This is a genomic window from Caballeronia sp. Lep1P3, from assembly GCF_022879595.1.
Classification (GTDB): domain Bacteria; phylum Pseudomonadota; class Gammaproteobacteria; order Burkholderiales; family Burkholderiaceae; genus Caballeronia.
The window spans coordinates 113,429-126,196 of the sequence record NZ_CP084267.1; the positions used below are offsets into that span (position 1 = coordinate 113,429).

General features: G+C 64.6%; 8 protein-coding genes. 5 read left to right on the forward strand and 3 right to left on the reverse strand.

All coding sequences use genetic code 11. The features are described 5' to 3' along the window. The first annotated feature begins 94 nt into the window (after positions 1 to 94). Positions 95 to 2,440: a filamentous hemagglutinin N-terminal domain-containing protein gene (locus LDZ27_RS21110; RefSeq protein WP_244817745.1), complete on the forward strand. Its 2,346-nt coding sequence runs from the start codon at positions 95 to 97 to the stop codon at positions 2,438 to 2,440. 13 nt (positions 2,441 to 2,453) lie between these two features. Here the strand turns inward: LDZ27_RS21110 and LDZ27_RS21115 are convergent, their stop codons facing one another. Then, positions 2,454 to 4,232: a ShlB/FhaC/HecB family hemolysin secretion/activation protein gene (locus LDZ27_RS21115; RefSeq protein ID WP_370653473.1), complete on the reverse strand. Its 1,779-nt coding sequence runs from the start codon at positions 4,230 to 4,232 to the stop codon at positions 2,454 to 2,456. Between the two features lie 131 nt (positions 4,233 to 4,363). Beyond that, positions 4,364 to 5,533, reverse strand: coding sequence for a zinc-dependent alcohol dehydrogenase (locus LDZ27_RS21120; protein WP_244817746.1), 1,170 nt, complete (start codon positions 5,531 to 5,533; stop codon positions 4,364 to 4,366). Between the two features lie 296 nt (positions 5,534 to 5,829). On the opposite strand from LDZ27_RS21120, the gene LDZ27_RS21125 reads away from it, so the two are divergent. The 4 genes from LDZ27_RS21125 (at position 5,830) to LDZ27_RS21140 (ending at position 11,083) form a co-directional block, all read left to right on the forward strand. After that, the gene (locus LDZ27_RS21125; RefSeq protein WP_244817747.1) at positions 5,830 to 6,699 is read left to right on the forward strand and encodes a manganese catalase family protein; all 870 of its coding nucleotides are present in this window, start codon (positions 5,830 to 5,832) and stop codon (positions 6,697 to 6,699) included. Between the two features lie 190 nt (positions 6,700 to 6,889). Beyond that, positions 6,890 to 9,280 (forward strand): ATP-binding protein, encoded by a 2,391-nt coding sequence (locus LDZ27_RS21130; protein WP_244817748.1) that lies wholly within the window; start codon positions 6,890 to 6,892, stop codon positions 9,278 to 9,280. Positions 9,281 to 9,779: 499 nt separating this feature from the next. Further along, complete coding sequence (locus LDZ27_RS21135) at positions 9,780 to 10,697, forward strand: hypothetical protein (protein WP_244817749.1); 918 nt, start codon at positions 9,780 to 9,782, stop codon at positions 10,695 to 10,697. A gap of 8 nt (positions 10,698 to 10,705) precedes the next feature. After that, positions 10,706 to 11,083 carry a hypothetical protein gene (locus tag LDZ27_RS21140; RefSeq protein WP_244817750.1) on the forward strand — a complete coding sequence of 126 codons (378 nt, stop codon included), beginning with the start codon at positions 10,706 to 10,708 and terminating at the stop codon, positions 11,081 to 11,083. Between the two features lie 386 nt (positions 11,084 to 11,469). Here the strand turns inward: LDZ27_RS21140 and LDZ27_RS21145 are convergent, their stop codons facing one another. Next, positions 11,470 to 12,621 (reverse strand): porin, encoded by a 1,152-nt coding sequence (locus LDZ27_RS21145; RefSeq protein ID WP_244817751.1) that lies wholly within the window; start codon positions 12,619 to 12,621, stop codon positions 11,470 to 11,472. Between the last annotated feature and the right edge of the window lie 147 nt (positions 12,622 to 12,768).

Sequence of the window (12,768 nt, forward strand, 5' to 3'; positions counted from 1 at the left end):
TCGATGTTCGCGCCTCAGTTGCCGGTTGGATGGCAGCGGCTCACCACCGTCAGCGGCCATGACGACATAACAATCGACGCAGTCCGGAGGATGCATGCATGGCAGTCACGTTTCGTTCGGCACACTCGGCCGTTCCTTGCGGCTTCGCCCGCTCGCGATCATCGTGCCGCTTCTCGCGGGTTTTTCCTCCGCGCATGCCGCGCCGCCGCTGCCCAAGGGCGGGCAGTTCGCGGCGGGCAGCGGATCGATCAGCGGCGGCGCTCAGTCGCTCGTCATCGATCAGACATCGACGCGCGGCGTCATCGACTGGAAGAGCTTTTCCATCGGCAGCGGCCGTCAGGTGACGTTCAACAACGGCAGCGGTGCGACGCTCAATCGCGTGACGGGCGGCGATCCGTCGACGATTCTCGGCCACCTGAGCGCAACCGGCAGCGTCTACCTCATCAATCCGCAAGGCGTGCTCGTCGGGCCGGGCGGCGTGGTCGCGACGGGCGGGCGCTTCGTCGCGTCGTCACTCGACGTGACGAACGACGCCTTCATGAACGGCGGCGCGCTCACGCTGGCAGGCGACGGCCGTGGCGTCGTGGTGAATCTCGGCAAGATCGGATCGAGCGGCGGCGACGTGTTTCTCGTCTCGCGCACGGCGGTGGTCAACGGCGGCAGCATCGACGCGCCGAAGGGTTCCGCCGAACTCGCGACGGGCGCGCAAGTCCTGCTGCACGATGCATCGGGCGCGCAGCAAGTTTTCGTGCAGACGGGCAGCGGCGGCGCGGTCGTGAACGCGGGCGCGATCCGCGCAGCGCAGGCGAGCCTCCAGGCCGCCGATGGCAACGTCTACGCGCTCGCGGGCAACAGCGCGGCGATCCGCGCGACCGGCACGGCGACGCGCGACGGCCATGTGTGGCTCGTCGCGGACGCGGGATCGGTGCACGCGAACGGCCAGATCGCAGCGGCGAACGCGAATGGCAGCGGCGGCAGCGTCGAGACGCGCGCGAAGTCGCTCGATGTCGCGGGCGCGGACGTGCGGGCGGGCCAATGGACGCTCGCCGCGCCGACCTTCACCATCGACGGCGCGACGGCGACCGCGCTCTCGCGCAGCCTCGGCAACGGCACGTCCGTCGATGCGCAATCCGCCGGCGACGTGACGGCGAACGCGAGCGTGCGATGGAACGGCAACGCGTCGCTCACGTTCGGCGCGGCGCACGACGTGACGATCGCGCCGGGATCGGCCATCGCGAACACGGGCGGCGGCAATCTCACCCTGCGCGCGGATGCCAACGGCATCGACAACGGCGGCAGCGTGACGAATCGCGGCGTCATCGACTGGTCGAAGAGCACGGGCATCGTCAGCGCGCTGTACGACATGAACGGCACTTACGCGCCCGGCACGCTGCTCACGCACGCCGGATGGACCGCCGCGCCGTACAGCGGGCAAGTCTCGCAAGTCACCGCGTACAAGCTCGCCAACACGCTAGCCGACCTCGGCCAGGTTTCGCAGAACCTCGCGGGCAACTACGCGCTCGGCCGCGACATCGACGCCAGCGCGACGGCCTATCCGAACGCGTTCGCGCCCATCGGCGCGACGCCCGGCACGCCGTTCACCGGCCAGTTCGACGGCTTCGGCCATACCATCGACAAGCTCTCCGTCACCGATACGTCGTCGTCCGGCTATGTCGGCATGTTCGGCGTGATCGGATCGGCCGGCGTGGTGCGCAACATCGCGCTGACGAACGGCGCGAGCAGCGGCGTCGACTTCGCCGCGTTCGGCCTGCTCGCGGGGCAGAACGACGGCCTGATCGCGCATGCGTCGAGTTCCGGCGAAGTCACGGCGGGCGGCTTCGGCAGCATGGGCAACGGCGGGCTCGTCGGCGTGAACAACGGCAGGATCGAACGCTCGTCGAGCAGCGCGGACGTGGGCTATCAGGGCGGGTCGGGCGGGCTCGCGGGCGTCAATACGGGCACCATCGCGCAATCGTATGCGACGGGCAGCATGGGCGGCGGATCGCACGGATCGGCGGGCGGTCTCGTCGCGTATAACGCCGGCCACATCACTCAGTCGTATGCGACGGGCAGCACGAGCGCGCTGAGCGGCGATGCGGGCCTCGTCTACGACAACGCCAGCACCGGCGTGATCGACCAGTCGTTCGCGGTGGGGCAAGTCGGCGGCGGCCAGCCGCCCGGCTCGCCGTATGGCGGCATCGTCGCGATCAACGAAGGCACCGTCGGCAGCGACGTCTACTGGAACCGTCAGACGACGACGCGCACGAGCGCTGCGGGCAGCGACTTCGGCGGCACCGCGCCGCCCGATGCCAACGGGCTTTCGACCGCGCAGATGGGCGCGCAGGCGAGCTTCGCGTCGTGGAACTTCGGCGCGGGCGGCGCATGGGCGATGCCGGCCGGCGCGACGCATCCGGTCCTTCAGTGGCAGCAGCAGCGTTGAGACCGGGCGCGGCCTAGCTCCCGATCACGACGAATACCTGCCCCAGCGGCGCCTTCGACCCGTTCGGCGTCACCGCCTTCAACGGGAATCCGAAGGTGCCGCGCACGCTCACGAAGCGCCCCATCTGGAAGCGGACGCCCGCGCCGACGCTCGCGAGCGACGCGTCGTTGATCTCGCCCGCCTGCGGGATGCGGTTCCACGCGTGGCCCGCATCGAAGAAAACGAACGGCTGCATCGCCGCGACGCCGAGCGCGATGGCGGGCGAGCGCAGTTCCGTCTGCACGTTCCAGCCGCGATCGCCCTGCGCCGCATACGGTTCGTAGCCCCGCACGGTGGCGTCGCCGCCAAGCCCGAGTTCTTCGCTCGGCAAAAGCGTGTTGCCGGTCCACTGAAACAATCCCCGCGCCGATAGCGAGAAGCCCGAGCCGCCGAGTGCGAGATCGCGCTGCGCCGACAGTTGCAGATATTGATAACGCGGCTTCGCGCCGAGACGCGCGGAATCGAAGGCTTCGTCGCTGTTGCTGCCGTCGAGATGGCCGGGGCTCGCATAGAGCGACGCGTTCAGATGCGTTTCGCCGGATGCGTCGGTGTTGGTGAGATCGTAGGCGAGCACGAACTGGTGAATGTGCGTGTTCGCGTTGAACACCTGAAAGCCGCCGAATTCGAGGTTGTTGTTCGAGCGCTTGAAGTCGTAGCCGAGCTGAATCTGCTGCTCCCACGCGCCCGCGCGGTCGAGCGGCGGAAGACGGCGGTCGTAACGCAGGCTCAGTTGCGAACTGAGGCCGGTCTGCCCGTAACTGTCCGGCAGGCGCGGCGTGCTTTGCGCGAACACGCCGAACAGTTCGACGCGGTCCATCCACGGCAGCGGCGCGGTCATGTTGAACGCGTGCGCGATGAAACGCGCGCGGTCGGGCCTGCCTTCAATGGCGGGATTGCCGGAGACGAGGTCGTTGCTCGCCGTCATCTGGTAGCCGATGCGCGCATCCGCGCCGAAAAGATTGCCGTAGTCGAAGCCCGCGAGGATGCGGTCGCGGCCGAGCGCGCGCACGCCGTCGTTGTTGTAGCCGCCGTACACGCGCAGCGGCAGGCGGTCTTCGGTCTGCAGGACGACATCGGTGGTGTTCTGCGCGGCGCCCGGCGCGTAGATGACATCGACGCGGCGATACGGATTCGCGTTGAGCAGCGCGAGACCGGACGCGACATCGGCCTCGCGGATCGGCTCGCCGGCTGCAAGCGGCATCTCGCGCGCGAGCAGCGCATCGGAGAAATAGCGGTTGCCCTTCGCGATCACGCGCCCCGCGCGGAACTCGGCGACGTCGATCGTGACCACGCCCTCGCTCACGTCCTGCTCGGGCACGTAGACATCGACGAGCGGCTGGCCCGCGTCGCGATACCGCTGGACGACGGCGCGGCGGATTTCGGCGAGGCGCGCGAAGGTGAGCGGCCGATTCAGATCGGCGGTGAACGACGCGAGGAATGCGGCATCGAGCAGCGGAAGGCTCGCTGACGTAATCGCGTCGGCGGCGGCGGATTGTCGTTGATCGGCGAACGTGGCGGCGGCACCGGCGCGTGCGAACGCGATGCCGCGCAGCGCCGCCACCGCGACGGCCTGCGAGTCGTCGCGCGGTTCGGACGGCGGCGCGTCCGCCTGCGGACGCGCGGCGGCGGGCGGCGCAATCGGCGCGACATCGCGATAGGACTGCGCCGCTGCATCGCCGATCGCTAGCGATGCAGCCGCCGCCATCGCGACAAAGGACGCGGCGCGCCGCATCCGAGCGAGGACTCGCGTCATGCGCGGCGCGTGCGCGTTCTCACGTCGACTTCTCCGGTGCGGTTTGATGTTGGCCGCCGACTATATCGCGCCGGCGACGAACGCGCGCGCGCGCACCGAGCCGCACCGAGCCGCACGAAGCCGCGACGCGCTCAGGGCTTGAGCACGACCTTGATGCAGCCGTCTTCCTTGTCGCGGAACGTCTTGTACATCTGCGCGCCGTCCGCGAGCGACACCGTGTGCGTGATGACGAACGACGGATCAATCTGGCCTTCCTGAATGCGCTTCAGAAGATCGTCGGTCCAGCGCCGCACGTGCGTCTGCCCCATGCGCCAGGTGAGACCCTTGTTCATCGAAGCGCCGAACGGAATCTTGTCGATGAGTCCGCCATACACGCCTGGCACCGACAGCGTTCCCGCCGGACGGCACACGTAGATCATTTCGCGCAGCACGTGCGGGCGGTCCGTCTCCAGCATCACGGCCTGCTTCGCGCGGTCGTAAATGGCGTCGATCGAGCGCGTCGCATGCGATTCCATGCCGACCGCGTCGATGCATTTCTCCGGCCCCTTGCCCTGCGTGAGATCGCGCAGGCGTTCGAGCACGCTTTCTTCCTTGAAGTTGATCGGAATCGCGCCGCCCGCGCGCGCCATCGCGAGACGTTCGGGCACATGGTCGATCACGATCACCTGCTTCGCGCCGAGCAGAACGGCGCTGCGAATCGCCATCTGGCCGACCGGCCCCGCGCCCCAGATCGCGACCGTGTCCGTCGGCTCGATGTCGCATTGCACGGCCGCCTGCCAGCCGGTCGGGAAGATGTCGCCGAGAAAGAGCACTTGCTCGTCCGTGAGGCCGTCCGGAATCTTGACGTGCGTCTGGTCGGCGAACGGCACGCGCACGTATTCGGCCTGCCCGCCGGGATAGCCGCCCGTCAGATGCGTGTAGCCGAAGAGTCCCGCTGTCGTGTGGCCGAAGACTTTGTCCGCGACATCCTTGTTGCGGTTGCTGCGCTCGCACACGGAGAAGTTACCGCGCCGGCACTGATCGCATTCGCCGCAGGTGATGGTGAACGGCACGACGATGCGGTCGCCCTTTTTCAGCGCGCTGTTGCCGCTGCCCACTTCCACCACTTCGCCCATGAACTCGTGGCCCATGATGTCGCCGGATTCCATGCCAGGCATGAAGCCGTCGAACAGATGCAGGTCCGATCCGCAAATCGCACACGTCGATACCTTGATGATGGCATCGCGCGGATGCTCGATGACCGGATCCGGAACCGTCTCGTACCGGATGTCCTTCTTGCCTTGCCAAATCAGCGCTTTCATTGCTTGCCTCCAGCGGGAGTGAGGGGTCGTGTCGCGCGTCGTACCGGTCGGCAGTGAGAGGCGGCGACCGTAGGCCGCTTCCAGCAACGCGCGTTCCCTCGGCAGCTTGCCGACCCCGCTCGCGCGAATGCGCCCCTATCGCCGCGATTGGAAAAATCCAACGGCGCGGCATGCGGTTGGGAATACCCAGTGCTTACCACTTCATTGCGCCCATCCGGGCCATGAGCCTGGGACGCCCGATGGCGCTTCCCCACATCGCTTGTTGAACTTCCGCACTCTCATCGAAGGAGCCTGCCATGTTCGTACACAACAAACGCCTGCAATACACCGTGCGCGTCTCCGCGCCGAATCCCGGTCTCGCCAATCTGATGCTCGAGCAGTTCGGCGGACCGCAGGGCGAGCTTGCCGCCGCCATGCGCTATTTCACGCAAGCTGTTACCGAAGACGATCCGGGCCGCAAGGACATGCTGTTTGATATCGCGACCGAAGAGCTGAGTCATCTGGAGATCATCGGCAATATCGTCGCGATGCTGAACAAGGGCGCGAAGGGCGCGCTCGCGGAAGCGGTCGAACAGGAAGCCGAGCTTTACCGTTCGATGACCGGCAACGGCAACGACTCGCACACCACCGCAATCCTGTATGGCGCCGGCACGCCGCTCACCAACTCGGCGGGCGTGCCGTGGACCGCGGCTTACATCGACACCATCGGCGAGCCGACTGCCGACTTGCGCTCGAACATCGCGGCGGAAGCGCGCGCGAAGATCGTCTATGAGCGTCTTATCAACGTGACCGACGACGCCGGCATCAAGGACGCGCTCGGCTTTCTGATGACGCGCGAGATCGCGCACCAGAAGTCGTTCGAAAAGGCGCTGCATTCGATTCAGCCGAACTTTCCGCAAGGCAAGCTGCCGGGCAAGCCGGAGTTCGCGAGCGTGTACTTCAACATGTCGCAGGGCCAGGACATGCGCGGGCCGTGGAACGAAGGCGGCGACTGGGAATATGTCGAAGCGCCGCAACCGGCAGTCGATGGCGGCGACGGCACCGCGAGCGTGAACGTCACCGAAGTGGAGAAGGATGCGCTCACCAACATGGCGACGCGCACCGCTTCCGACCCGACCGCCGATCCGGTCACGGGCGCGGATCTCGGCTCCGGCAAGGCGGTTTAAGCGCGCCCGTTTCTCCGTCAGCCTTCTTGGTCTGCATCGGTCCTCGGCCTTTCATGAATAGGCCGATGGACCGATTCGCTCCATCGTCGCCAAGCACGATTTTTCTTCGCGCGGACGCCGTCGAATTCGTGCACACCTCGACGTTCGCCGTGCGTACCGAATCGCGCGACGCCGCTTCTCTCACACGACGATGGACAAAACCTCAACTCCCGACATCACCGTTGCCGGCGCGATAGATGTAAACGCTCATGCCGAATGCGCGCGTGAACCGATTCATATTCCCGGCGGCATTCAACCGCATGGCGTGCTTCTCAGCGTGGATGCCGAAGGCGTCATTCTGCAGATCAGCGGCAATATCGAACCCATCGCGCGCCGGTCCGCGCAAGCGTGCCTCGGCCAGCCGCTCGAAATCGTGCTCGGCCGGCATGCAAGCGAGCGCGCGCGTGCCGCGTTCGGCCAGCTCACGCGCGATGGCTCGGCGATTCACGCGGGCAACGTGCGCATCGAAGAGTGGGCGCATAACGGGCCGGTGGCCCTCGTCGTGCATCGTCATGACGGGCTGCTCTTCGTCGAAGTCGAACCGGCGCAGGACACCGCCGACGTGTTCTCGACCATGTATCCGCTCGTGCGCTCGTTCGTCACCGAGGTGCAATCCATGCGGACGGTCGAGCAGATTTGCCAGTTCGCCGCAACGGAGATTCAGCGCATCACCGGCTTTGGCCGCACGCTCGTCTATCAGTTCGACGACGAAGGCCACGGCCACGTCCTCGCCGAAGCCATCGAGCCGGGCTATCCGTCCTATCTCAACCAGCACTTTCCGGCGTCGGACATTCCGGCGCAGGCGCGCGAGTTGTACCGGCGCAATCCCATCCGTCTCATCTCGAACGCGAACTACGAAGCCGCGCCGCTCATCCCGCCGCTTCATCCGACGACGGGCCGCCCGACCGATCTCACGCATGCGTCGCTGCGCAGCGTCTCGCCGGTGCATCTGCAATACATGCGCAATATGGGCACGCTCGCATCGATGTCGATGTCCATTCTCGTCGACGACAAGCTCTGGGGCCTCATCTCCTGCCATCACGCGACGCCGCGCCTGCCGCCGTTCGAAGTCCGCACCGCGTGCGAGCACGTCGCGCAGATCGTCTCGCTGCAAATCGAGGCGCGCGAAACGCAGGCCGAAGCGCACTATCGCCTCGAATTGCGGCGCATGCTCTCGAAGCTGCTTTCGTCGATGGCCAATACCGACAGCTTCGTCGAGGCGCTCGTCGACGATGCGCCCGATCTGCTCGGCTTCACGCGCTCCTCGGGCGCGGCGGTGATCTTCGAGGGACGCACGTCGCTCATCGGCGTGACGCCGAACGAACAGAGCGTGACCGCGCTCGTCGACTGGCTCGACAATCAGAGCGAGGATGTGGTGATGTCGGACCGCGCATCGGAAGCGTGTCCGCCGCTTGGCGATACATCGGAGATCGCGGGCTTTCTCGCCGTGTCGATCTCGAAGATCTATCGCAACTACGTGATCTGGTTCCGGCGTGAAGTCGTGCAGACGATCCAATGGGCGGGCGATCCGCGCGCGAAGCTGACGGGCCTCGCCGCGTCTCTTTCGCCGCGCGAGAGCTTCGATACATGGACCGATGTCGTGCGCAACCGCTCGCTGGCCTGGCGCGCCGCCGAGCGCGAGATCGCGCTGGAGTTTCGCGCGGCGATGCTCGGCATCGTGCTCCGACGCGCCGAGGAAATCGCGCAACTCGCGACCGAACTCGGCCGCGCGAATCACGAACTCGAGGGCTTCTCGTACACGGTGTCGCACGACTTGCGCGCGCCGCTGAGACATGTCGTGAGCTTCGCTGACCTGCTGCGCCAGATCGACGGCGACAAGCTCTCCGAACGCGGGCGCGGCTATCTCGACCGCGTCGTGACATCGGCGCGTTTCGGCGGGCGGCTCGTCGACGATCTTCTGTCGTTCGCGCAACTGGGCCGCGCGTCGCTGCGTCCGCACAAGGTGGACATGCATGCGCTCGTGCACGCGATCATCCAGAACGATATCGACGAGCACAGCTCATCGCGCGTGCATTGGCGCGTGGAAGCGCTGCCCGCTGTCGAAGCGGATCATGTCTTTCTGCATGTGGCGTTCGGCAATGTCATCGCCAATGCGGTGAAGTTCAGTGCGCAGCGCGAGAAGCCGGTGATCGAAGTCGGCGCCTATTCGGGAACGGGTGAACTCGCGGACCACGAGGTGTACTTCGTGCGCGACAACGGCATCGGCTTCGACATGCGTTACGTCGACAAGCTCTTCGGCGTGTTCCAGCGGCTGCATGTGAACGAGCAGTTTCCCGGCATGGGCATCGGGCTGGCGAACGTGCGGCGCATCATCGAGCGGCACGGCGGCAAGGCGTGGGCGGAAGGCGTGCCGAACGAGGGCGCGGCCTTCTTCATGGCCCTGCCGAGACAGTTTCGCCCCGAGAGCGGCGTGCGGCGGGATACGGCCGCGTCGGCGCTCGCGCGTCTTGCGGCGGGGACGGGCGGCGCGGGACATGACATCGGGCAGTTGGTGAAGCGTTCGGAGAAGGAGAGGAAGTAGGGGCTGGCGTTGTTTCATTCGTCGAAGGACGAAAGGCCGCGGCTACCTGCCGGAGCTCACTCGCTTCGTGCACGCGATGGATGTCCTGGCAATCAACTTCGGTCCGCGGATACTGTGTTGGCTAAAAGCGCGTTGGTGTGCGGTCCGGGTGCCTCCGATCAGGCTCACGGGAAGCCTTCACCCGACGGGCCCCCGATGCCGGAATGCCTTTTTGGCCGACGGCGAACGACTGGAGCCGCTCGCGCGCGTTTCGGCTCGCGTTCATCACCCGAAGGCTCCAGGCTCCCGCGCAAGCGTTCAAATTCGGAGCGCAAACATGATCGTGCCAACGCTTCCTTTCTGAGATGCACTTCCGGACGTCGCATTGCCGTCCGATACCATTTGCACTCCTGTTGACGTTGGGGGTGACATGTCTTTTCCCAATTGGGGATTCTCATACAACGCGCTGCGGTTGCCACTCCCGAGGGGCTGGCAATGTTCGCTCGTACCCGCCCGCGACTTGCAGGACATTGATCGCGGTTGGAATCTTTCCTTCGAGGAGCGGCAGAAAGCACGCAAGGAGCGCGAAGAACAGATTGAACAGGACCGGCGAGACTTTGACCGACTGTTCCGGTTCTCCATCAACCGACGCGCCGCGCGTGCTTCTAGCAACTTCAGCACGTATGTCATCTTTATAAGTGATCATTTGCGCGTCTCGCGTCCAGTCGATGGAGACGGCCTGACGCGCATCTATCGCGATGCGGTACGCGATGGCCGACTCATTCCCGCGATCGACCGTGCTTGGCGCGGCAGTCGGCGGGTTAGCCGGCAATACGCACCGCAAAGCTGGCCGAAGCGAGCACCTGACCCTAAGCCGACCATCTTCGGGGTCCGCAACGGTCAGTACTTACCGCTCAACGCGGACGGGTCTTTTGCCGATGACTCGCCCTACGTTCCGGTTCCAGCCGCGGCCGCAGCAGCGACCATAGCGGGCGCGGGCGCTCTTCTCGGCGGGCGTCGTAGCGAAAGCGGTTCTGACTTGCTTGGCGCGGCGGGGACAATAGCCGGGGCTGCGTTCGGTGGCGCGGCTTCGAGCGTCGATGACGACGGCAATTCGATGCTCAGGAGCTTCAGCGATACTGACGACAGCAACAGCGGATTGTCGCTCGGCGACGCGCAGCCCTTTGAATACGCGCCTGGAACGCCAGATGGCGATGCGATCGATGTCGCCGGGCTTCCCAGCTTGAGCGGCGATCCAAACTCGTGGGTCGAAAGTGGCCCGGGCATGAAAAAGCAATGGCGCATGTTTGGTCCTGACGGATCGGCAGCGGTCGACATCGACTTCGATTCTCATCACGGACAGCCGAACCCGCATGCGCACAATTGGGACGGAACTTCTCGCGACCAAGGCTGGCCGGTATCGATTTTTCCTCGTTGAGGTAAGCGGTGAATGACATTGATGTGACGCTGAAAGCGTTCGACTATTTTCACGATTGGTATGTGGACAGCATTGCATTGCAAGGCAATGAGGCATCCACCTGTCCTGACACGTTGACGCTGGTTCTAAGCCTTGCTGATCGTCGTGTTTCGATCGCCTTCGCAGGCATGACTCGCCTTGGCATCGAGAATGGTGGCACCGTCAACATCGTGCTATCAATGGAGGAGGTTCAGCCCAACACGGAGGTCAATGCAATCGCCCAGCGCCTTCTGAAGCAATCGTTGCGCGGCAAACGGACGGCTCAACATGTTGTCTACTTGCATCCGACAGCGGGATTCGCGATAGCCGTTGAATTCGATTTCCTCGCAATCAAAGAGGGCGCATGAGTGTGCATGTTGCGTGGAGGAGCCGCGAAGATTCTTTAATCCGAGCGGTCAGCGGGCGGAAGTCACTCTTGGTTCCGAATGCCCCAATAACTGCTGTACCGCCGAACAGATCGAACAGGGCCGGCGAGACTTCGACCGACTGTTCCGGTTCTCCATCAACCGACGCGCCGCGCGCGCTTGTAGCAACTTCAGCACGTATGTCACCTTTATAAGTGATCGTTTGCGCGTCTCGCGTCCAGTCGATGGATGCAGCGACATCTCGCTTCCCGATTGAGCTTATTCATCCGCATTGCGCGAAATGCGGAGCCCAAAGCGCCAAAAAAACAAACGGCCGCGATCATAACGATCGCGGCCGTTCGCATTACCTGACGCCCGATGCTTAACGCTTAGAACCGGTGCCGCAACCCAACCGCCGCCGCGACCTGATTCTGCGTCGTGGACGGAGACAGCGTGTTGATCATCGCGACGTTCGCGCCCGCATTGCCGAGCTGACCCGACGCATGCTGGTACACGCCCTCGACGTACACATCCGTGCGGCGCGAGAGCGAGTAATCGGCTTGCAGCGAAACCGTATGCCACTTCGGATCGCCCGAGCCGTTCGAACCGCTGATCTTGCCGTCGGTGTACGTGTACGACGCATCGAGATTCAGGGCCGGCGTCAGCGCATAGCGGCCATTCACTTCGAAGTTATTCAGATGCAGGTTCGTGCCGCTCGGAATGGCGAACGCCGCGCCGCCTTCCGATGCCGCGATCAGGTTGTCGTAGTGCGTGTTGGTCCACACGAAGCCGACCGTCGCGGGGCCATATGCGTAGTTCAGGCCCGCGCCGAACGTGCGCTGCAGATCGGCCGTCAGGTTCGTCTTGTCGCTTTGTCCCGCCGACACCGCGCCGCCCGTGTTGAAGTTACGCGAGTTGTTCGTTTGCAGGTAAGCCGCCGCGAAGTTGAGCGGACCGTTGTTATACGAAGCGCCCGCGCTCCATGCGCGGTTGTTCGCGAACTGGCCGGCATCGTTGCTGAAACCGTACAGGCCGCCGAACTTGAAACCGCCGTAATTCGCGCTCTGATACTTGACCGAGTTCTTGATCGAGATCGAGTTGTCGAGATTGTCGTTGTCGAGCGGATGCGCGCTCAGGTTGTTGCCATAGCCCGCGCCGGCTTCGGAGAGCGGTGCGAGGAAATCGACCATCGAATCGTACTGACGGCCGAGCGTGACCGCGCCGTATTGATTGCTTTGCAAGCCGACATACGCCTGACGGTTGAACATGCCGTCCTGATTGAAGCCGCCGTTGTTCAGGTTGAAGCCGCTCTCCAGTCTGAAAAGCGCGTGCAACCCGCCGCCCAAATCTTCGCTGCCGCGCAAGCCGAAATACGTATCGGAGACGGAACCGCTGCCTTGCTGCCAATTGCTATGCCCGGCGGAATTGTTCGTGTAGACGAGGCCCGCATCGAGCATGCCGTACAAGGTGACGCTGCTTTGCGCCTGAGCCGATGCAGCGAAGGCGCCGAGCACGCCCGCAATGAGGAGAGTTTTTTTCATGATTGCCGTGTGTCCTGTTTAGAGCAAAGGCTTCCCAAGGCGATGCGTTCATCCTCGGAAAACTGGACACACTCTAAGCGAGCCTCTTCGCTGCGTCGCTGCATTCCGCGCGATTTGCGCGGAAAGAATCTATTGCTAAAAATGCAA